Origin of the sequence: Acidovorax sp. MR-S7 (assembly GCF_000400995.2) — a bacterium.
Taxonomy (GTDB): domain Bacteria; phylum Pseudomonadota; class Gammaproteobacteria; order Burkholderiales; family Burkholderiaceae_C; genus MR-S7.
Map to the genome: position 1 here is coordinate 232,254 of NZ_DF238999.1, position 19,298 is coordinate 251,551.

Annotated in this window: 18 protein-coding genes; 5 read left to right on the forward strand and 13 right to left on the reverse strand. The window is 69.9% G+C overall.

The annotated features are described in order from the left end of the window. Positions 1-5: 5 nt before the first annotated feature. The 11 genes from lpxD to rpsB all read right to left on the reverse strand — a co-directional run bounded on the left by lpxD (position 6) and on the right by rpsB (position 11,298). Positions 6-986, reverse strand: a complete 981-nt coding sequence (gene lpxD, locus AVS7_RS22140) for a UDP-3-O-(3-hydroxymyristoyl)glucosamine N-acyltransferase (RefSeq protein WP_034691357.1) — start codon at positions 984-986, stop codon at positions 6-8. Between the two features lie 25 nt (positions 987-1,011). Continuing rightward, the gene (locus tag AVS7_RS22145; RefSeq protein ID WP_020230236.1) at positions 1,012-1,539 is read right to left on the reverse strand and encodes an OmpH family outer membrane protein; all 528 of its coding nucleotides are present in this window, start codon (positions 1,537-1,539) and stop codon (positions 1,012-1,014) included. Next, positions 1,539-3,836 (reverse strand): outer membrane protein assembly factor BamA, encoded by a 2,298-nt coding sequence (gene bamA / locus AVS7_RS22150; RefSeq protein ID WP_020230237.1) that lies wholly within the window; start codon positions 3,834-3,836, stop codon positions 1,539-1,541. Before bamA ends, AVS7_RS22145 begins: the two co-directional genes overlap by 1 nt. A gap of 45 nt (positions 3,837-3,881) precedes the next feature. Then, positions 3,882-5,258 carry an RIP metalloprotease RseP gene (rseP, locus tag AVS7_RS22155; RefSeq protein WP_020230238.1) on the reverse strand — a complete coding sequence of 459 codons (1,377 nt, stop codon included), beginning with the start codon at positions 5,256-5,258 and terminating at the stop codon, positions 3,882-3,884. Between the two features lie 102 nt (positions 5,259-5,360). Beyond that, a complete protein-coding gene (gene ispC, locus AVS7_RS22160; protein WP_020230239.1) occupies positions 5,361-6,536 on the reverse strand; it encodes a 1-deoxy-D-xylulose-5-phosphate reductoisomerase in 1,176 nt (391 codons plus the stop codon). Further along, positions 6,533-7,387: a phosphatidate cytidylyltransferase gene (locus tag AVS7_RS22165; protein WP_020230240.1), complete on the reverse strand. Its 855-nt coding sequence runs from the start codon at positions 7,385-7,387 to the stop codon at positions 6,533-6,535. The genes ispC and AVS7_RS22165 overlap by 4 nt, the downstream gene beginning before the upstream one ends. Positions 7,388-7,407: 20 nt before the next feature. Further along, positions 7,408-8,139, reverse strand: a complete 732-nt coding sequence (uppS, locus tag AVS7_RS22170; protein ID WP_020230241.1) for a polyprenyl diphosphate synthase — start codon at positions 8,137-8,139, stop codon at positions 7,408-7,410. Positions 8,140-8,167: 28 nt separating this feature from the next. Then, positions 8,168-8,728: a ribosome recycling factor gene (gene frr / locus AVS7_RS22175; protein WP_020230242.1), complete on the reverse strand. Its 561-nt coding sequence runs from the start codon at positions 8,726-8,728 to the stop codon at positions 8,168-8,170. 49 nt (positions 8,729-8,777) lie between these two features. Beyond that, on the reverse strand, positions 8,778-9,500 hold the full coding sequence (pyrH, locus tag AVS7_RS22180; protein WP_020230243.1) for a UMP kinase: 723 nt from the start codon (positions 9,498-9,500) through the stop codon (positions 8,778-8,780). A 52-nt stretch (positions 9,501-9,552) separates the two neighbouring features. After that, positions 9,553-10,449, reverse strand: a complete 897-nt coding sequence (gene tsf / locus AVS7_RS22185; protein WP_024002100.1) for a translation elongation factor Ts — start codon at positions 10,447-10,449, stop codon at positions 9,553-9,555. A gap of 96 nt (positions 10,450-10,545) precedes the next feature. Beyond that, positions 10,546-11,298: a 30S ribosomal protein S2 gene (gene rpsB, locus AVS7_RS22190; protein WP_020230245.1), complete on the reverse strand. Its 753-nt coding sequence runs from the start codon at positions 11,296-11,298 to the stop codon at positions 10,546-10,548. 272 nt (positions 11,299-11,570) lie between these two features. On the opposite strand from rpsB, the gene AVS7_RS22195 reads away from it, so the two are divergent. The 5 genes from AVS7_RS22195 to AVS7_RS24970 all read left to right on the forward strand — a co-directional run bounded on the left by AVS7_RS22195 (position 11,571) and on the right by AVS7_RS24970 (position 17,620). After that, a complete protein-coding gene (locus AVS7_RS22195) occupies positions 11,571-12,818 on the forward strand; it encodes an FAD-dependent oxidoreductase (protein WP_020230246.1) in 1,248 nt (415 codons plus the stop codon). Positions 12,819-12,831: 13 nt separating this feature from the next. Next, complete coding sequence (locus tag AVS7_RS22200; RefSeq protein ID WP_020230247.1) at positions 12,832-14,316, forward strand: NAD(P)H-hydrate dehydratase; 1,485 nt, start codon at positions 12,832-12,834, stop codon at positions 14,314-14,316. Positions 14,317-14,405: 89 nt separating this feature from the next. Then, a complete protein-coding gene (locus AVS7_RS22205) occupies positions 14,406-15,977 on the forward strand; it encodes an IPTL-CTERM sorting domain-containing protein (protein WP_159402802.1) in 1,572 nt (523 codons plus the stop codon). Between the two features lie 147 nt (positions 15,978-16,124). Beyond that, entirely contained in the window at positions 16,125-17,315 is a 1,191-nt protein-coding gene (locus AVS7_RS22210) for a helix-turn-helix transcriptional regulator (protein ID WP_024002101.1), read from the forward strand. Between the two features lie 131 nt (positions 17,316-17,446). Continuing rightward, positions 17,447-17,620 carry a hypothetical protein gene (locus tag AVS7_RS24970; RefSeq protein WP_020230250.1) on the forward strand — a complete coding sequence of 58 codons (174 nt, stop codon included), beginning with the start codon at positions 17,447-17,449 and terminating at the stop codon, positions 17,618-17,620. Between the two features lie 34 nt (positions 17,621-17,654). Here the strand turns inward: AVS7_RS24970 and AVS7_RS22215 are convergent, their stop codons facing one another. Both AVS7_RS22215 and AVS7_RS22220 read right to left on the reverse strand, forming a co-directional pair. Next, complete coding sequence (locus AVS7_RS22215) at positions 17,655-18,317, reverse strand: hypothetical protein (protein WP_020230251.1); 663 nt, start codon at positions 18,315-18,317, stop codon at positions 17,655-17,657. Beyond that, positions 18,314-19,297: an MlaD family protein gene (locus AVS7_RS22220; RefSeq protein ID WP_020230252.1), complete on the reverse strand. Its 984-nt coding sequence runs from the start codon at positions 19,295-19,297 to the stop codon at positions 18,314-18,316. Before AVS7_RS22220 ends, AVS7_RS22215 begins: the two co-directional genes overlap by 4 nt. Position 19,298: the final 1 nt, after the last annotated feature.

Here is a 19,298-nt window from a genome sequence, read left to right on the forward strand (position 1 = left end):
GCGGCCTAGCCGTCTTTTCGTGTTTGTTCGAGAGCCTTGATGCGCTCACGCAGCCGGTACAACTGGCGCAGCGTGGCCGCGTTCTTTTCCCATTTCGCATTGTCGTCCATGGGGAACACCCCGGTGTACTGCCCGGGTTGCGAGATCGAATGCGTGACCACCGTGCTGGTGGAAACGTGCACATTGTCCGCCAATTGCAGGTGCCCCACGATGCGCGCGGCACCGGCGATGGTGCAGTGCGCGCCGATCTTGGTGCTGCCTGCCACGGCCGCGCAGCCGGCCATCGCGGTGTGGCGGCCGATGTGCACGTTGTGGGCGATCTGGACTAGGTTGTCGAGCTTGACGCCCTCCTCGATCACCGTGTCGCCCAGGGCGCCGCGGTCGATGCAGGTATTGGCGCCGATCTCCACGTCGTCGCCGATGCGCACGGCCCCGAGCTGCTCGATCTTCACCCACTGTCCGTTCTGCGGCGCGAAGCCGAAGCCGTCTGCGCCGACCACTACGCCCGGATGCAGGATGCAGCGCTCGCCCACGCTGCAGCGCTCGCCAACCGTGACGCGCGACTTGAGCACCGTGTGCGCGCCGATGGACGCGCCGCGCTCGACCACGCACAGCGGGCCGATCCATGCCGTGGGGTGCACGTGCGCCTCGGGGTCCACGACGGCGCTGGGGTGGATGCCCGCGCGCTCGCCCCCGCCCTGCGCCCGTTTCCACCACTGGGTGGCGCGGGCGAAATAGACATAGGGCTCGTCCGCCACGATGCAGGCGCCGCGCTGCAGCGCCACGGCCCGCATCGCGGGCGCCACAATGACGCAGGCCGCCCGGGAGGCGGCCAGTTGCGACTGGTAGCGGGGGTTGTTCAGGAAGGCCAGATCGCCTGGCCCTGCGGACTCCAGAGGGGCGATGCGCAGGATTTCCGTGTCCCTGTCGCCCCCTTCGAGGCTTCCGCCGAGCGCGTCGACGATCTGCCCGAGCCGCACACTCACGCGTTGCCCACCCTGAGCCAATGCATCACTTGCCGCCGTTGCCGGCAGCAGCGTTCATCGCCTTGATCACCTTGTCGGTGATGTCGTGCTTGGGGTTGATGTAGACGGCCTCCTGGAGGATGACGTCGTACTTCTCCGATTCGGCGACCTGCTTGACCACCTTGTTGGCGCGCTCGAGCACCTGGCCCAGCTCTTCGTTCTTGCGTGCGGTCAGGTCTTCCTGGAACTCGCGGCGCTTGCGCTGGAAGTCGCGGTCCTGGTCGACCAGCTGGCGCTGGCGCGAAACGCGCTGGCTCTCGGCCATGGTGGGCGCTTCGCGTTCGAACTTCTCGGTGGCGGACTTGAGCGCATTGCCCTGGTCCACCAGCTCTTTCTCCCGGCGGGAGAATTCCTGCTCCAGCTTGGCCTGCGCCGCCTTGGCGGTGCTGGCCTCGCGGAAGATGCGGTCGGTGTTCACGAAGCCGGCCTTGAACTCCTGGGCTTGCGCAGGCACGGCAGTGGCCAGGGTGCCCAGCAGGAAGACCAGGGGAATATGGCGGGAAAAGGATTTCATTAGAAAGACGTTCCGATCTGGAATTGCAGTTTCTGGATTCTATCGCCAGCGAATTTGCGCACGGGCTGTGCATAGGCGATACGCAGCGGGCCCAGCGGCGAGATCCAGGAGATGCCCAGGCCCGCCGAGGCGCGCATTTCGCTCATCTCCCAATTCTCGTGCTCGCCGTACACGTTGCCCGCATCGACGAAGGCGTACCAGCGCAGCGTGCGGTCGTTGCCGGCGCCGGGGAATGGCGCGATGAGTTCTGCGTTCAGCGTGACCTTCTTGGGGCCGCCCAGCGAGGCGCCTGTCACGTCGCGCGGGCCCAGCGTGCCCTGGTCGAAGCCGCGCACCGAGCCCAGCCCCCCCGAGTAGAAGTTCTTGAACACGGGGAACGACTGGCCGTTCATGCCCTTGCCCATGCCCAGCTCGCCATTGAATGCCAGCGTGAACTGCTTGTTCAGCGGCACGTACTGCTGGATCTGGTAATTGGCACGCACGTAGCGCGCATCGCCCGCCACCGACCATTCGGAGTTCAGGCGTTGGTAACGGCCGGAATTGGGTGCCAGCGCGCTGTCGCGGTCGTCGCGCGACCAGCCGATGGTCAGCGGCACGGACATGCTGGTGGTGCCGTATTCCTCGGCGTAGGCCAGGTAGGCCGCCGGGATGTTGGTGCCCGCCTTGATGTTGGTCTGCTCCACGCCGCCGCCGAAGAACACCGTGTCCGTCTCGCTGAACGGCACGCCGAAGCGCACGCTGGTGCCGGCGGTGACGAGCTGGTAGTTGCCGCCCTGGTCCTCGTAGGGCTTGGCCGTGCGGTAGTACAGGTCCAGCGTGCGGGAGATGCCGTCCTTGGTGAAGTACGGATCGGTGGTGGAGAAGACCAGCGTGCGGCGGTACTTGCTGGTGTTCACGTCCACGCCCAGGTAGTTGCCCGAGCCGAAGACGTTTTCCTGCTTGATGCCGAAGGACAGCGAGATCTTCTCCGCGCTGGAAAAGCCCGCGCCGAGCTGCAGCGAGCCGGTGGGCTTCTCGGTGACGTTCACCACCAGGTCCACCTGGTCGGGCGCGCCGGGCACTTCCTGCGTCTCGACGTTGACATCGGTGAAGAAGCCCAGGCGGTCCACGCGGTCGCGCGAGAGCTTGATCTTGTCGCCGTCGTACCAGGAGGCCTCGTACTGGCGGAATTCGCGGCGGATGACTTCGTCGCGCGTGCGGTTGTTGCCGCTCACGTTGATGCGGCGCACGTAGGCGCGGCGCGAAGGCTCTGCGCGCAGCACCAGGGCCACGCGGGCGTTCTCGCGGTCGATCTCGGGCACGGCCTCCACGCGCGCGAAGGCGAAGCCGAAGTTGCCGAAATGGTCGCTGAAGGCTTTGGTGGTCTCGGCCACGCGGTCGGCGTTGTAGGGCTCGCCGGGGCGGATGGTGATGAGCGACTTGAACTCGTCGTCGCGGTCCAGGTAGCTGCCCTCCAGCTTCACGCCGGACACCACGTATTTCTGGCCTTCGGTGACGTTGACGGTGATGGAGATGCCCTGCTTGTCGGGCGAGATGGCGACCTGGGTGGAGTCGATGCGGAACTCCAGGTAGCCGCGCGCCAGGTAGTACGAGCGCAGGGTTTCCAGGTCGGCGTTGAGCTTGGCGCGCGAGTAGCGGTCGCTCTTGGTGTACCAGCTCAGCCAGCCGCCGGTGTCCTGGTCGAACAGCCCCTTGAGCGTGGAATCGCTGAAGGCGTTGTTGCCGACGATGGTGATGTCCTTGATCTTGGCGGGCCCGCCCTCGGTGACCGTGAAGGTCAGGTTGACGCGGTTGCGCTCGATGGGCGTGACCGTCGTGACCACTTCGGCGCCGTACAGGCTGCGGTTGATGTACTGGCGCTTGAGCTCCTGCTCGGCGCGGTCGGCCAGCGCCTTGTCGTAGGGACGCCCTTCCGTCAGGCCCACGTCGCGCATGGCCTTCTTGAGCGTGTCCTTGTCGAACTCCTTGGTACCGGCGAACTCGACGTCGGCGATGGTCGGGCGCTCCTCCACGACCACCACCAGCACGCTGCCGGAAGCTTCGAGGCGCACGTCCTTGAACAGGCCCAGCGCGAACAGCGCGCGGATGGCCGCGGCGCCTTTGTCGTCGTTGTATTCGTCGCCCACCCGCAGCGGCAGCGACGCGAAGATGGTGCCGGGCTCCACCCGCTGCAGGCCCTCCACGCGGATGTCCTGCACCTTGAACGGCTCCAGGGCCCAGGCCGCGTTGGCCGCGAAGATCATGGCCGCTACGGCCGATGCCGTGCGCACGCCCAGGCGATTGATGTGTGTTCTCATGAATGAAGCTGGAGCCGCCATGGCAGCGCGCATGCGGCAAAAAGGTTAGCCAAAGAGCCGGGTGACATACCGGGTGACATCGTTGAACAGGGCAATGGACATCATGAGCAGGAGCACCGCCACGCCACCGCGCTGCAGACGCTCCATCCAGGCCTCGGAGACGCCGCGCCCGGTCACCCCTTCCCAAAGATAATACATCAGGTGCCCCCCATCCAGAACGGGCACGGGCAGCAGGTTCAGCACCCCCAGGCTCACGCTGATGAGGGCCAGGAAGGCCAGGTATTGGGTGAGGCCCATGCTGGCCGAGCGGCCCGCATAGTCGGCGATGGTGAGCGGGCCGCTGAGGTTCTTGATGGAGGCCTCGCCGATCACCATGCGGCCCATCATGCGCAGCGTGAGCGACGACATTTCCCAGGTGCGCGCCATCCCCTTCCACACGCCCTCCAGCGGGCCATGGCGCACGGTCACCATCTCGGGCGCAGCGCCCACGTAGGCGCCGATGCGGCCCACCGCGCCACCGGGCTCCTGCGCCAGGTCGGGCGTGACCTCGATGTCGAGCATGCGCCCGCCGCGCTCGATGCGCCAGCGCTGCGCGAACGGCTGCCCGTCCCGTATGCCAGCGCGGATGAGTTCGCGCAGCTGCGCGCCGTCCACCGCCTCCACCACGCCCACGCGCTGCACCAGGTCGCCCGCGCGCAGGCCCGCGCGCTCGGCCGCGCCGCCGGGCATGATGTCGCCGAGCAGAGGGCGCGTCCACGGGCCGGCGATGCCGATCTTGCGGAAGAGCTCCGCGTCGGCCTCGCGCACATCCATGCCTTCCAGGCGCAGCAGCACGTCGCGCGCCGGCGCGCCGGGCGCTGCCTGCACTGCCAGGCGCACGTTTTCGCCATCGAGCGCGCCGCGCGTGAGCGCCCAGCGCAGGTCCTCGAACGAGCGCACATCCTCGGGCTCGCTCTCGCCGACGGCGGCGCTCAGCACCAGCTCGCCGCCGCGCAGGCCCGCGCGCTCGGCGATGGAGCCGGCCACGGGGCTGGCGACGTAGGCCCTGGGCTCCTCCACGCCGATCCAGCTGACGGCCGCATAGAGCAGCACGGCCAGCAGCAGATTGGCCAGCGGCCCGGCCGCGACGATGGCGGCGCGCGCGCGCAGCGGCTGGGTGTTGAAGGCCAGGTGGCGCTCGTGCGGCGCGACGGGCGCCTCGCGCTCGTCGAGCATCTTCACGTAGCCGCCCAGCGGGAACGCGCCGACGACGAACTCGGTGGGCGAGCCCTGGGGCTGCCAGCGCAGCAGCGGCTTGCCGAAGCCCACCGAGAAGCGCAGCACCTTGACGCCGCAGGCCACGGCCACGCGGTAGTGGCCGTATTCATGCACGGCGATCAGCACGCCCAGCGCGGCGATGAAGGCGACGAGGGTCAGCAGCATGCCGGTTCCTTTTCAAAAATCATAGCTTTCGGCGCTTTCCAGACAAGGGTTTCGCATTGAAAACCATTGAAAACCCTTGTCTGGCAAGCGCGGGCAGCTCACTTATCCGAAGCGCCGCGCCAATTCCTGCGCCACGGCGCGCGTCTGCGCGTCCAGGGCCAGCAGGGCCTGCAGCGAATCGGGGTTGGAGGGCTGCACCGCCTCCAAAGTTGCAAGGTTGAGCGCGTGGATCTGGTCGAAGCGGATGCGCTGCTCCAGGAACGCGGCCACCGCTACCTCGTTGGCCGCGTTGAGCACCGCCGTGGTGCCGGGCGCGGCGCGCAGTGCCTGCCAGGACAGGTGCAGGCCGGGGAAGCGCACGGCGTCGGCCTCCTCGAACGTCAGGCCGGCCAGGCGGGTGAAGTCCAGCGGTGCGGCACCGCTGGCGATGCGCTCTGGCCAGGCCAGGCCATAGGCGATGGGCACGCGCATGTCGGGCGTGCCGAGCTGTGCGACGACCGAGGTGTCGCGGTACTGCACCATCGAATGGATCACGCTCTGGGGGTGGATCACCACGTCGATCTGCTCGGGCGCGAGGTCGAAAAGCCAGCGTGCCTCGATCACCTCCAGCGCCTTGTTCATCATGGTGGCTGAATCGACCGAGATCTTGCGGCCCATGACCCAGTTGGGGTGCGCGCAGGCCTCGTCGGGCGTGACGGTATCCAGCGATGCCGGCGCGCGCGTGCGGAACGGTCCGCCCGAGGCGGTGAGGACGATGCGCTCCACGCGCGCGGCCCAGGTGGCGGGGTCGTCCGGCAGCGACTGGAAGATGGCCGAGTGCTCGCTGTCGATCGGCAGCAGCGTCGCGCCGCCTTCGCGCACGGCGGCCATGAAGAACGCGCCGCCGACGACCAGTGCCTCCTTGTTGGCCAGCAGCAGCCGCTTGCCCGCGCGCGCTGCCGCCAGGCAGGGCGACAAGCCCGCCGCGCCGACGATGGCCGCCATGACGGCGTCCACCTCGTCGTGCGATGCTATGGTCTCAAGAGCATCCTGCGCATGAAGCACCTCGGTTACGAGGCCGTTGGCCTTGAGCTTCTCGGCGAGCTGGCGTGCGTGCTCCGGGCTGGCCATCACCGCGTAGCGCGGGCGGAACTGCGCGCACTGCGCGAGCAGCAGGTCCACCTGGGTAGCCGCGCTCAACGCGAAGATTTCGTAGCGACCGGGATGGCGCGCCACCACGTCGAGGGTGTTGGTGCCGATCGAGCCCGTGGAGCCCAGCACCGTGATGCGTTGTGTCATGCGGAGGCGTAGTGAGAGAGCATCAAGGCCAGCGGCAGCGTGGGCAGCAGCGCATCGATGCGGTCGAGCACGCCGCCGTGGCCCGGCAGCAGGCCGCTGCTGTCCTTGACGCCTGCGCTACGCTTGATGAGCGATTCCACGAGGTCACCCAACACGCTCATCGCCGCCATGAAGACCGCGCCGAGCACCAGCAGCCACCAGCCGCGCCGCGCCAGCAGCGAATAGAAGCTGGGCACGGCGGCCTGCCAATGCGTGTCGGCCAGCGTCCAGCACACGGCCAGCAGCAGCACGCCGAGCATGCCGCCCCACACACCTTCCCAGCTCTTGCCGGGGCTGATGGCGGGGGCCAGCTTGTTCCGGGTGAATTTCAGCCCGAACGCGCGGCCCGCGAAGTAGGCGGCGATGTCGGCCATCCACACCAGCGTGAGCACCGACAGCAGGTAGTTGATGCCCGCCACGCGCGCTTGCGCCACGGCCAGCCATGCCAGCCACAGCGCCAGCACGCCGCCCACGACGCGCAGCAGGCGCGGCACGCGCGGCCAGCCTTCCACGCCGCCGCGCAGCAGCAGCGCGCCGCCCAACACCCATGCAGCTCCCCCGATGGCCCAGAGCCATGGCAGCGGCTGCTGCAGCCAGCCCACGGCCCAGGCTGCGCCGCACAGCGCCACGCACAGGGCTCCCAGGCCCAAGCTGGCGCTGCCGCCCAGGCCGTTGAGCCGCCCCCACTCCCATGCACCCGCAGCCATGAGCACCAGCGCCACGGCCGCGAACGCGGCGGGCGACGGATAGAACAGGGCCGGCAGCAGGATGGCCAGCAGGACCAGGGCGGTGATGACACGCTGTTTGAGCACGGGGGCTCCTTTCGTGAGGGTCAGGCCACTGTGGCCTGGACCTGGTCGGACGTGCGGCCGAAGCGGCGCTCGCGCCCCGCATAGTCGGCGATGGCCTCGTCGAGCGCGGCCTCGTCGAAATCCGGCCACAGGCGGTCGCTGAAGTACAGCTCGGAATAGGCGGCCTGCCACAGCAGGAAGTTGCTGATGCGCTTCTCACCGCCGGTGCGGATCAGCAGGTCGGGGTCGGGCACGTGGGACATGCCCATGGCCGCGTGCAGGCTGGCCTCGGTGATCGGCTCGCCGCGTGCCGCCAGGGCGGCCGCGGCCTGGGCGATGTCCCAGCGGCCGCCGTAGTTGAAGCACACGTTGAGCACGAGGCGGCCGTTGCCGGCCGTGAGCGCCTCGGCCTGCTGCAGGCCTGCGCGCACCTTGTCGGACAGGCCCGCCTTGTTGCCCACGAAGTGCAGGCGCACGCCGTCCTGGCACAGCTGCGGCACTTCGCGCGCCAGGGCCTTGCCCAGCAGATCCATGAGGCCCGAGACCTCGTCGGCCGGGCGGTTCCAGTTCTCGGAGGAAAAGGCGAACACCGTCAGCACGGCCACGCCGCGCTCGGCGCAGGCGCGCGCGCAGCGGCGCAGCGACTCCACGCCCTGGCGGTGGCCCGCCAGGCGCGGCAGGAAGCGGCGCGTGGCCCAGCGGCCGTTGCCGTCCATGACGATGGCGATGTGGTGGGGAATGGCTCCCGGAGCCTCTTTGGCTGCTGCGGACATGGCGTCCCGACCGATCCGAGCGGGCGGATCAGATCGCCATGATTTCCTGTTCCTTGGCCGCAACCAAGGTGTCGATCTCGGCGATGCGCTTGTCGGTGGCCTTCTGGATGTCGGCCTCGCAGCGCTTCTGGTCGTCCTCGGAAGCCAGCTTGTCCTTGACCAGCTTCTTCACGCCTTCGTTGGCATCTCGGCGCAGGTTGCGCACGGCCACCTTGGCGTTCTCGCCCTCGCTGCGCGCGAGCTTGGTCATTTCCTTGCGGCGCTCCTCGCTCATCGGAGGCATGGGCACGCGGATCAGGTCGCCCAGGGACGCGGGGTTCAGGCCCAGCTCGCTTTCGCGGATGGCCTTCTCGATCTTGGCGCCCATGTTCTTTTCCCAGGGCTGCACGCTGATCGTGCGCGCATCGAGCAGCGACACGTTGGCCACCTGCGACAGCGGCACCATGGAGCCGTAGTACTCGACGTGGATGGTGTCCAGCAGCGCCGGGTTGGCACGGCCGGTGCGGATCTTGGACAGGTTGTTCTTGAAGGCGGCGATGGACTGCTCCATCTTGGCCTCTGCGTTCTTCTTGATGTCGGCAATGGTCATGTGTTTCTCCTGCTGCACTTGCTGCAGCCCAAGGCGTGCGGCAAAGCGGTCAAGCGTACACCAATGTGCCTTCGTCCTCACCCATCACCACGCGCTTGAGTGCGCCGTGCTTGACGATGGAGAACACGCGGATCGGCAGCTTCTGGTCGCGGCACAGCGCGAAGGCCGTGGCATCCATGATGCCCAGGTTGCGCGACATGGCCTCGTCGAACGACAGCTTGGCGTAGCGCGTCGCGGACGGGTCCTTCATCGGGTCGGCGGTGTAGACGCCGTCCACCTTGGTGGCCTTGAGCACCACCTCTGCGCCCACCTCGGCGCCGCGCAGCGCGGCGGCCGTGTCGGTAGTGAAGAAGGGGTTGCCCGTGCCGGCGGCGAACACCACCACCTTGCCTTCTTCGAGGTACTGCAGCGCCTTGGGACGCACGTAGGGCTCGACCACCTGCTCGATGCCGATGGCCGACATCACGCGCGCGGTGAGGCCCTGCTTGTCCATGGCATCGGCCAGCGCCAGGGAGTTCATGACGGTGGCCAGCATGCCCATGTAGTCGGCGGTGGCGCGGTCCATGCCCACGGAGCCGCCGGCCACGCCGCGGAAGATGTTTCCCCCTCCGATCACCACCGCCACCTGCACGCCCAGGCGCGTGACCTCGGCAATCTCCTCGACCATGCGCACGATGGTGGCGCGGTTGATGCCGAACGCATCGTCACCCATGAGGGCCTCGCCAGACAACTTGAGCAGGATGCGCTTGTGGGCTGGCGTGGCGGGGGTCATGGGCAATTCTCCGTAAGGCAAGGACAGGGGGTTCGGACAAGGGTTGCGAGGATCAGGCGGCGGACTTGGCCGCCGCGACCTGCGCTGCCACTTCGGCGGCGAAGTCGTCGGCCTTCTTCTCGATGCCTTCGCCCACGACGTAGAGGGTGAAGCCCTTCACGGTGGTATTGGCGGCCTTGAGCATGGCGGCCACGGTCTGCTTGCCGTCGGCCGCCTTCACGAAGACCTGGTCGGCCAGCGAGACTTCCTTGAGGTACTTCTGCACCGAGCCTTCGACCATCTTGGCGGCGATGTCAGCGGGCTTGCCCGATTCGGCGGCCTTGCCTTCGGCCACGGCGCGCTCCTTGGCGATCAGGTCGGCAGGCACGTCGGCGCTCGTCAGGGCCACGGGCTTCATGGCGGCCACGTGCATGGCGACGTCCTTGGCGGCCACGGCGTCACCGTCGAACTCCACGACCACGCCGATGCGCGAGCCGTGCAGGTAGGCCGCCAGGCTGGAGCCTTCGAAACGCTTGAAGCGGCGGAAGGACATGTTCTCGCCGATCTTGCCGATCAGGCCCTTGCGCACGTCTTCCAGCGTGGGGCCGAAGCCGTCCTGCTCGTAGGCCAGCTGGCCCAGCGCCTCGATGTCGGCGGGGTTCTTCTGCGCGATCAGCTTGGCGGCGGCATTGGCCATGGCGATGAAGCTGTCGTTCTTGGAAACGAAGTCGGTCTCGCTGTTCACTTCGATCAGCGCGCCCACGTTGCCATCGATGAAGGAAGCCACCACGCCTTCGGCCGTGACGCGGGAAGCGGCCTTGCCCGCCTTGGTGCCCAGCTTGACGCGCAGCAGTTCCTCTGCCTTGGCCATGTCGCCGTCGGCCTCGGTCAGGGCCTTCTTGCACTCCATCATGGGGGCGTCGGTCTTGCCGCGCAGTTCAGCGACCATGCTTGCGGTAATAGCAGCCATCGTTTTTCTCCAATTCTTCAGTTTGTCTTGACGTTAAAAAAAAGGGGGCTCACCAGGGGCCCCGCTTTTCTTGCGACGCGTCGCATGCGCCTGAGGTCAGGCAGCGGCTTCTTGCACTTCCACGAACTCGTCGGAGCCTTCGGCGGCAACGGCCTTGGCCACGTCGGACACGGCGTTGGCACGGCCTTCGAGGATCGCGTCGGCGATGCCGCGGGCATACAGCGCCACGGCCTTGGCCGAGTCGTCGTTACCGGGGATCACGTAGTCGATGCCCTCGGGCGAGTGGTTGGAGTCCACCACGCCGATCAGCGGGATGCCCAGCTTCTTGGCCTCGGCCACGGCGATCTTGTGGTAACCCACGTCGATCACGAAGATGGCGTCGGGCAGCGCGTTCATTTCCTGGATGCCGCCGATGTCCTTCTCGAGCTTTTCCAGCTCGCGGGTGAACATGAGCTGTTCCTTCTTGCTCATGGATTCCAGGCCGGCTTCCTGCTGGGCCTTCATGTCCTTCAGGCGCTTGATGGAGGTCTTGACGGTCTTGAAGTTGGTCAGCATGCCGCCCAGCCAGCGCTGGTCCACGAAAGGCACGCCGGCGCGCTGCGCCTCGGCCACCAGGAGCTCACGCGCCTGGCGCTTGGTGCCCACCATCAGGATGGTGCCGCGGTTGGCGGCCAGCTGGCGCACGAACTTCTGCGCGTCCTGGAACAGCGGCAGCGTCTTTTCCAGGTTGATGATGTGGATCTTGTTGCGATGGCCGAAGATGTAGGGGGCCATCTTGGGGTTCCAGAAGCGGGTTTGGTGGCCGAAGTGGACACCGGCTTCCAGCATTTCGCGCATGGTGACGGACATAGGGTTTCTCCGAAGGTTGGGTCTAAAATCCAGCCCCAATAACCGCAGCCTGAGGGCCGCAGCACCTTGAAAGGGCTGGTTTGCGATTGGTTTCACCGCAGCCGCACTAGAGAAAAATCCCTGCGCGCAGCACCCGGCAAAACCCAAGGATTCTAGCACACCCCCATGTTTCCCCTATTGCCGCGCGCAGCCTGGCGCGGCAATGGACATCAAAATGCATAGCTGCCAGCGCTTTCCCTGTAAGCGCTGGAGCCCGAAAACACTAAAAACCCATGCAGATCGCCATCGTGGGCGCCGGCATCGTCGGCGTTGCCACCGCTTATGAACTGGCCTGTGACGGCCACGAAGTCACCGTCTACGAGCAGCGCAGCGCTGCGGCCGAGGAGGCGAGCTTCGGCAACTCGGGGCTGCTGGCCCCGTCCCTGCTCATTCCATGGGCCGCACCCGGCATCGGCGGCCCCCTGCGCCGCCTGATGCTGGGCAGCGAGCCCGCGCTGCGCCTGGTGCGCGGCGCCGGGCGCGAGGGCCTGTCCTGGCTGTGGCGATGGGCCCAGGCCGGGCGCCGCCCCGACACAGCCGAGCGGCTCGCGGCGCTGGAGCGCCTGGGGCGCTACAGCCTGGCGCGCACGCGTGAGATCGCGGAAGGGCTGCAACTGGACATCGAGGCCAGCCGCGGCGCCCTGGTGCTGCTGCGCAAGGACCAAGACGTGGAGCGCGTGCAGCCCGCGCTGCGCATCCTGCGCGAGGCCGGCGTGGCCCTGCGCGACGTGGATGCCGACACCGCCCGCCTGATCGAGCCCGGCCTGAGCACCGACGTGCCGCTGGCCGGCGCCGTGCACGCGCCCGACGGCGAATCGGCCAACTGCCGCCTGTTCGCCCAATACCTGCGCCAGGTGGCTCAGGAGCTGGGCGTGCGCTTCGTCTTCAACGCCCGCGTGCAGGCGCTCCAGGCCCAGCCCGCCGGCCTGCGAATCGCCGGCGAGGATGCGCCCCGCCGCGCCGACGCCGTCGTCCTCTGCGCGGGCCTGGCCAGCGCCGCCCTGCTGCGCCCCCTGGGGCTGCGCATGCCGATGGCCGCGGTGCATGGCTACTCGGTCAGCGCGCCGCTGCGCGAGGACTCGCACGCGCCGCAGGGCGCCGTCATCGACCCGCTGCACCGCATCACCATCACCCGCCAGGGCCAGCGCGTGCGGGTGGCCGGCGGCGCCGAGATCGGCCATGGCGACGGCACGCACCGCGACGCCACGCTGCAGACGCTCTACCTCGCCCTGTCGGGCTGGTTCCCGGGCGGCGCGCTCACCTCGTCGCCCCAGGTGCAGGTCTGGCGAGGCGCCCGCCCCACCCTGCCCGACGGCGCTCCGGTGATCGGCGCCAGCGGCGTGCCCGGCCTGTGGCTCAACGCCGGCCACGGCGCCTGCGGCTGGAGCCAGGCCTGCGGCAGCGCCCGCGCCCTGGCCGACCAGATCGCGCAGCAGGCGCCCGCCATCGACCTGCAGCCTTTCGCCCTGGACCGCTTCTGACCACAATGCGCCGATGCAGCGCATCCCCACCGCTCAGCCCCACGCCCTGTACGGCACCGCCGCCACGCGCGCCATCGAAGCCGCGACTGCCGCCGCGCTGCCGCCCCACACGCTGATGCAGCGCGCCGGCCAGGCCACCGCCCGGCTGGCCTTGGCCCTGGCGCCCCACGCGCGCTGCATCTGGATCGCCTGCGGCGGCGGCAACAACGGCGGCGACGGACTGGAGGCCGCCGCACTGCTGCACCGCGCGGGCCACCCCGTGGCCGTGGCCTGGCTGGGCCGGCCCGACACGCTGCCACCCGATGCGCGCCGGTCGTGGCAGCATGCGCGCGACGCGGGCGTGCCCTTCATCGACGCACCGCCCGCCCTCGGCCCGCAGGACCTGTGCGTGGACGCGCTGCTCGGCATCGGCCTGGGGCCCTCCTCGCGCGCACCCGACCCGCGCCTGCTGCAGTGGCTGGAGCACCTGCGCACCAGCGCCGCGCCCACGCTCTGCGTGGACCTGCCCTCGGGCCTGATCGCCGACACCGGCCAGTGGGCACCTGGCTTCGCGCCCACCCGGCCTCCGGCCAGCCAGCGCCACACGCTGAGCCTGCTCACCCTCAAGCCCGGCCTGTTCACCGCCCATGGCCGCGACGCGGCAGGCACAGTCTGGCTCGACGGCCTGGGCGTGCCCGCTCCCCACGCGCCCACGGCCTGGCTGGCCGGTGCGCCGCACGGCGCGGCCCGCGCGCATGCCAGCCACAAAGGCAGCTTCGGCGACGTGGCCGTGGTCGGCGGCGAGGGCCTGCACGCACGCGGCATGGGCATGACCGGCGCGGCGCTGCTCGCGGCCAGCGCGGCACTGCACGGCGGCGCGGGGCGCGTGATGGCGGCGCTGCTGGACGGCGGCACCACCGCCGCCTTCGCGCAGCAGCCCGAAATCATGCTGCGCCGCGTGGATGCGCTCGACCTCGCCCGCCTCACCGTGGTCTGCGGCTGCGGCGGCGGCGCGGCCGTGGCTGCCGTGCTGCCGCAGGTGCTGCGCGAGGCCCAGCGCCTGGTGCTGGACGCCGACGCCCTCAACGCCATCGCGGCCGACGGCGCGCTCCAGCGCCTGCTGCAGGCGCGCGGCCCGGCCACCCTGCTCACACCCCACCCGCTCGAAGCCGCGCGCCTGCTGGGCACCGGCACCGCCGCCGTGCAGGCCGACCGCCTCGCCGCCGCCCAGGCGCTGGCCGGCCGCCTCCAATGCACGGTGCTGCTCAAGGGCTCCGGCAGCGTGATCGCCGCGCCGGGGCACACGCCGCTCGTCAACCCCACCGGCAACGCGCTGCTGGCCACCGGCGGCACGGGCGACGTGCTGGCCGGGCTGGCCGGCGCGCTGCTGGCCTCCACGGGCGACGCCTTCACCGCCGCCGCCCACGCCTGCTGGCTGCACGGCGCGGCGGCCGACGCCTGGCCGCCCGGCCGGGCGCTGACGGCCTCGCGGCTGGCGCAGGCGCTGCGGCCGGAATGACCCGCGCGCTTTCCTTCATTTGCCGGATGTTTTTCACCGCGGCGTTTGCAACCATCGCCGCGTTCATGTTCCATGAGAGGGAAAACACCGTGCAGTCCACCGTTTCGCGTTCTTTTCGTGCCGTGCGGCGCGCCGCCCCTGCCCTGGCCGCGTTGACCCTGCTGGCCGCCGCCCCTGCCCAGGCCGCATGGCAGGCGGCCCCCACCTATCAGGGCAGCACCGACGCCTTTATCAACGCGCTGGCGCGCCAGTCCACCGGCCAACTGGTGATCGGCGGCGCCTTTGACACCGCATCGGGCCAGCCGCGCACCCGCCTCGCCCGGCTGAATGCCGACGGCACGCTGGACACGGCCTTCACTGCTCAAATCAACGCTGGCGCAAGCGTCTACCGGCTGCTCGTCCAGAGCGACGACTCCATCTTCGTGGGCGGCGGCTTCACCGCGCTCAACGGCGTCCCGCGCGCGAGCCTTGGCCGCCTGCTGGCCGACGGCACGCTGGACACGGCCTTTGCGCCCCCTGCCACGTTGAGCGGCGGCGGCGTCGCAGCGATGGCCGTGCAGGCCGACGGCAAGCTCCTGATCGGCGGCGACTTCGTCACCGTGGACGGCAACCCCACCCATGCCCGGCTGGCCCGCCTGAACGTGGACGGCAGCTTCGACAGCACCTTCCCCGACCTGCAGATCAACGGCATGGTGCGCAACATCACGCTCGACGGCTCCGACATCCTCATCGCGGGCGAGTTCACGCAGGTGGACGGCACCACGCGCAACCGCATCGCGCGCCTGAACAGCGCGGGCGCGCTGGACAACAGCTTCAACCCTGACGCCAATGCCACCGTATACACCGCCATCCTGGAAACCGGCAGCGGCGGCATCCTCACGGGCGGCAGCTTCGCCAACATTGGCGGCGCGACGAAAAGCCGACTCGCGCTGCTGAACGTGAGCAGCGGCGCCGACACGCCCACGTTCACCCTGGGCGTCACCACGGGGTCTTCAGTCAACCGGCTGGTGGCCCTGGGCGGCGGCAACGTGCTGGCGGCAGGCAGCTTCACGTCCTTCGGCGGCGAGCCCATCACCGGGCTGGCGCGCTTCAACACCGGCGGAGCCGGCGTAGTGGACACCACGCTGAACGTCGCCTTCACACCAGCTCTGGGAGTCGGGCTGTACGACGTGGTGGAGCAGGCGGACCACAGCCTCGTCGTCATCGGCAACTTCACCACGGCGGGCGGCGGCACGCACCCCCATATCGAACGGCTGGTCAACCTGCCCGGCGCGCCCGCCGTCGCCAGCGCCACGCCCGGCCCGGCCCAGATCGCGCTCGCCATCGCCGCGCCCGCCGACGTTGGCGCGGGGGTTACCGGCTACACCGCCACCTGCACCCCCGTGGGCGGCGGCGGCGCCGTGCAGGCCAGCGGCGCCAGCCCGCTCACAGTGACCGCCGTGCCCGGCACGGCATATGACTGCACCGCCACGGCCCAAAGCAGCCACGGCCCCGGCCCCGCGAGCGCGCAGGCCGGGCCCGTCACCCCCCTGGCCGCGCCCCCCGGCGGCGGCGGAGCCACGGCAGCCATCCCCACCCTCAGCGAATGGGCGCTGATGCTGCTGGCGCTGGCCTGCGCGGCGCTGGGCGCACGCCGTCTGAGGCAAGCCAACCGCTATTGATTCAATAGCTTCCTGCGCTTGATACACAAGCGCTGGAGGCACTTTTTATACATATATCTCCGCTGGGCACCGGTTTGCGCGTGTCGGCGCGCCGGCCGCACAATCGCCGGTGGCCGGCCCGCGGCGGGCCGGGAGAGCGAGGGCCTGATGGCAGAGTCGGCACAGACCACAACGAACGCGGCCGCCCCGCCGGTGCAGGACGGCGAGATTTCGCTCGCCGCCTTCCACCGCGTGCAGACCGCCCTGTACGGCGCCGTGGGCCGCGACGAAGCCTGGCATGGCGTGGTGCAGGCGATCGCCCAGGCGTTGAAGGCCGACGTGGCCTGCTGGTGCACCACCGACGGCCAGGGCCCGCACGCGGCGAGCTTCTATGCCGCCTGGAACCTGCCCGAGGCGCTGGAACGCGCCTACGCGGAGCACTGGATCCAGCACAACCCCTGGCTGCACGCGTGCATGGCGCGCAACGTGCTGGTGCAGGGCAGCATCTTCCGCGGCACCGACATCGTGGCCGCGCCCGTGCTGCGCGCCAGCCGCTTCTACCGCGAGTACATGCTGCTGTACCCCGTGGAGCACATGCTGACGGCGGTGGTCTCCGACGGCAGCGTGCCGGGCCTGGCGCCGCCGATGATCCTGAACCTGTTCCGCCACCCGGAGCAGCCCGATTTCGACGCGCGCGACGTGGCGCGCCTGCACCTGCTCTACCCGCACATGCTGCGCGCCTTCGACCTGCACTGGACCACGCGCCGGCTGCAGGAACAGGTGTCGCTGCTGCACCGCTTCCTGGACGCGCTGGATTTCGGCGTGGTGATGCTCGACCCTGCCGCGCAGCCGCTCTATGCCAACCACGCCGCGCGCGCCCTGGCCGCCACGCCGGCGCTGGCGCAGTGGCTGGGCAGCGTGCCCACACGCCCCGAAGCACGGGACGGGCTCGCCCGCCTGGTGCATGCGGCCGCGCGCGGGCAAGGCGGCGGCCTCGTGCTGGGCGACGGGCCGCAGGCCCTGATGGCGCTGGCGCTGCCCATCGAGGAGCGTGTGCAGGCCGGCGGCGAAGCGCGCGCCGCCCAGCCCTGCGCCTGCATGCTGCTGCTCACGCGCCAGGGCCACGCTCCCGGGGGCGTGGCGGACTTCGTCACGCGCCTGTTCGGCCTGTCGGCGGCCGAGGCGCGCGTGCTGCCGCTGCTGCTGCGCGGCGCCAGCCCGGCGCAGATGGCTGGCGCGCTGGGCGTGAAGGTGAGCACGGTGCGCTCGCAGCTTTCGGCCATCTTCGCCAAGACGGGCACGGTGCGGCAGCAGGACCTGATCCGGCTGCTGGGCAGCGTGCCGCCGGTGCGGTTGTAGCGGGGTGTAAGTGCGGTTTCAAACCTGGGCGCCAGAGGCCTCTGTCAAGACTGTCTGACACAGCGCGCGGCGTGGCGCTGGTTCAATAACGGCATACCCGTTTTCGACCTGCCCTTTCAGAGGTTTCCGCCATGAACCGCCGTCGCCGCCCTGGATCGCATGCCGCTGCCACCTTCGCCCTCACCGTGCTGTTGGCCCTGGCGGCCTACGGCATGACGCTGGAGCCGCGCCACACGGCGCAGGCGGCCGATTCGCAGGTGCACAGCCAGCTCGACCAGCTGGTGCCCGCCGAAGTCTTCGACTGACCCGATTTCCCGATGTCTCCTCCTTGAGCCGCCCTCACGGGCGGCTTTTTTTTTGCCCGCCGCTCTCCACCAGCGCGATACGGCGGCGCAGCGCGGCGGCCGAAGAAGCGTCGCCGGCCTGGTCGGCGGCATCGGCTCGCAGCAGCAGCCAGGCCAGCAGCGGCCGGCGCCAGCCCTGGGCGGAGGCGGCATCGGTGGCGGCGACCAGGGTCTCGGGCGTGGCACGGCCGGCGCGCAGGGCGCTGCCTGCGGCCACCAGGCGCGCGAGCGGGTCGGCGATGCCCGGGATGGCGGCCACGCTGGCATGGGCCGCGCGCTGGGGCTCGGGCAGCAGCGCGGCCTGCTGCGCGGTGGCGCGGCCGGCGAGGTAGTCGGCATAGGCCGCCTCGGCAGGGCCGGCATCGGCGCGCAGGGGCTCGAAGGCGTCGCAAGGCGCGACCTCCAGGCTTGCGGCCTGGGCAGCACAGCGCAGCAGTTCCACGCGCGCCAGAAGCACGGGACTGCCGGTGCGCGACACCTCGCTGCGGGCACGGGCCCATTCCAGGTCGGCGACGCGGCTGTCGCCGGACAGGTAGGCCTCCACCGCCTTCTGCGCGGCGCCGTGGGCGTTCATCTGCCAGTCGGGCACCGGGGGCTTGGAGGCGCAGGCGGCCGCGAAGGCGGCGCAGGTCAGCAACAGGCAATGGTGCAGCTTCATGGCAGCTTCAGCTCCGTGTCGCGCGCAAAGGGCCACTTGCGGTTGACTTCGTTGACCAGGCCCTCCACCTTGCGCAGGCTCGCCTCCACCTCGGCGCGGAGCAGGCCCAGGTCGGTGGTGGCCTCGCGGGCGTTGGCGCCCACGGCCTGGGCCTCGGCCAGCACGGCGTCCACCTGGGTCAGGCTCTGGCGGGCGTCGGCCAGCAGGGCATGGAGCTGCACGACGGCGGCGCGCACCTCCGGCACCAGGCCGGGGTCGGTACCCGCGCCGAAGACCTGCCTGTCGGCCTTGGCGGCCATGCCGTCGATGCGGGCCAGCAGCTGGTTGGTGCGCTCCAGGGTGGTGACGATCTTCTTCGCGTCCTGCTCGTTGCCCATGAGCACGCCCAGGGCGCCGCCCGGTGCGTTGAGCCGCTCGGTGAGGGCGCGCACGTTGCCCACGGCGCCGCCCAGGGCCGAATCCGCTGCGGTGAGCGCGTTGAGGTTCTCCAGCAGCTGCCGCGCGTTGGACATGAGCTGCGGGATCTCCGCCGTGGCGTCGCCGCGCAGCACGGGGCGCTCGGCACCATCCTCCAGCGGCGGGTCGGTGAGGATGCCGCTGTAGGCCTTGATGGTGGTGCCGCCCACGATGCCGCGCACCAGCGTGAACACGCTGGACTGGCGCAGCCAGTGCGCATCGCGGCGCGCCACGTCCACCAGGATGCGCACGTTGCCGTCGCCCGCCAGCTCGATGCGCCGCACGCGGCCGATGGGGAAGCCTGAGAAGGTCATGTCCATGCCCACGGCCACGCCCTCGGAGTCGTCGGCGGTGAGCACCAGGCGCTGCGTGGGCTCGAACGCGCCGCGCGCATAGAGCAGATAGAGCACCGAGCCCGCCACCAGCAGCAGCGTGAACAGCAGCAGCGCCGCCGCCTTGGCGCGCAGGTGGGCCACGGGGCGCAGCAGTTCGCCATCAGGCGAGGGAGTACGGGGGTCGTTCATC

Excerpts from the sequence above, each read along its gene's own strand:
- AVS7_RS22145 (WP_020230236.1), bottom strand. The coding sequence starts at position 1,539 with ATGAAATCCTTTTCCCGCCATATTCCCCTGGTCTTCCTGCTGGGCACC.
- bamA (WP_020230237.1), bottom strand. The coding sequence starts at position 3,836 with ATGAGAACACACATCAATCGCCTGGGCGTGCGCACGGCATCGGCCGTA.
- rseP (WP_020230238.1), bottom strand. The coding sequence starts at position 5,258 with ATGCTGCTGACCCTCGTCGCCTTCATCGCCGCGCTGGGCGTGCTGATC.
- ispC (WP_020230239.1), bottom strand. The coding sequence starts at position 6,536 with ATGACACAACGCATCACGGTGCTGGGCTCCACGGGCTCGATCGGCACC.
- uppS (WP_020230241.1), bottom strand. The coding sequence starts at position 8,139 with ATGTCCGCAGCAGCCAAAGAGGCTCCGGGAGCCATTCCCCACCACATC.
- frr (WP_020230242.1), bottom strand. The coding sequence starts at position 8,728 with ATGACCATTGCCGACATCAAGAAGAACGCAGAGGCCAAGATGGAGCAG.
- pyrH (WP_020230243.1), bottom strand. The coding sequence starts at position 9,500 with ATGACCCCCGCCACGCCAGCCCACAAGCGCATCCTGCTCAAGTTGTCT.
- tsf (WP_024002100.1), bottom strand. The coding sequence starts at position 10,449 with ATGGCTGCTATTACCGCAAGCATGGTCGCTGAACTGCGCGGCAAGACC.
- rpsB (WP_020230245.1), bottom strand. The coding sequence starts at position 11,298 with ATGTCCGTCACCATGCGCGAAATGCTGGAAGCCGGTGTCCACTTCGGC.
- AVS7_RS22195 (WP_020230246.1), top strand. The coding sequence starts at position 11,571 with ATGCAGATCGCCATCGTGGGCGCCGGCATCGTCGGCGTTGCCACCGCT.
- AVS7_RS22200 (WP_020230247.1), top strand. The coding sequence starts at position 12,832 with ATGCAGCGCATCCCCACCGCTCAGCCCCACGCCCTGTACGGCACCGCC.
- AVS7_RS22210 (WP_024002101.1), top strand. The coding sequence starts at position 16,125 with ATGGCAGAGTCGGCACAGACCACAACGAACGCGGCCGCCCCGCCGGTG.
- AVS7_RS24970 (WP_020230250.1), top strand. The coding sequence starts at position 17,447 with ATGAACCGCCGTCGCCGCCCTGGATCGCATGCCGCTGCCACCTTCGCC.
- AVS7_RS22215 (WP_020230251.1), bottom strand. The coding sequence starts at position 18,317 with ATGAAGCTGCACCATTGCCTGTTGCTGACCTGCGCCGCCTTCGCGGCC.
- AVS7_RS22220 (WP_020230252.1), bottom strand. The coding sequence starts at position 19,297 with ATGAACGACCCCCGTACTCCCTCGCCTGATGGCGAACTGCTGCGCCCC.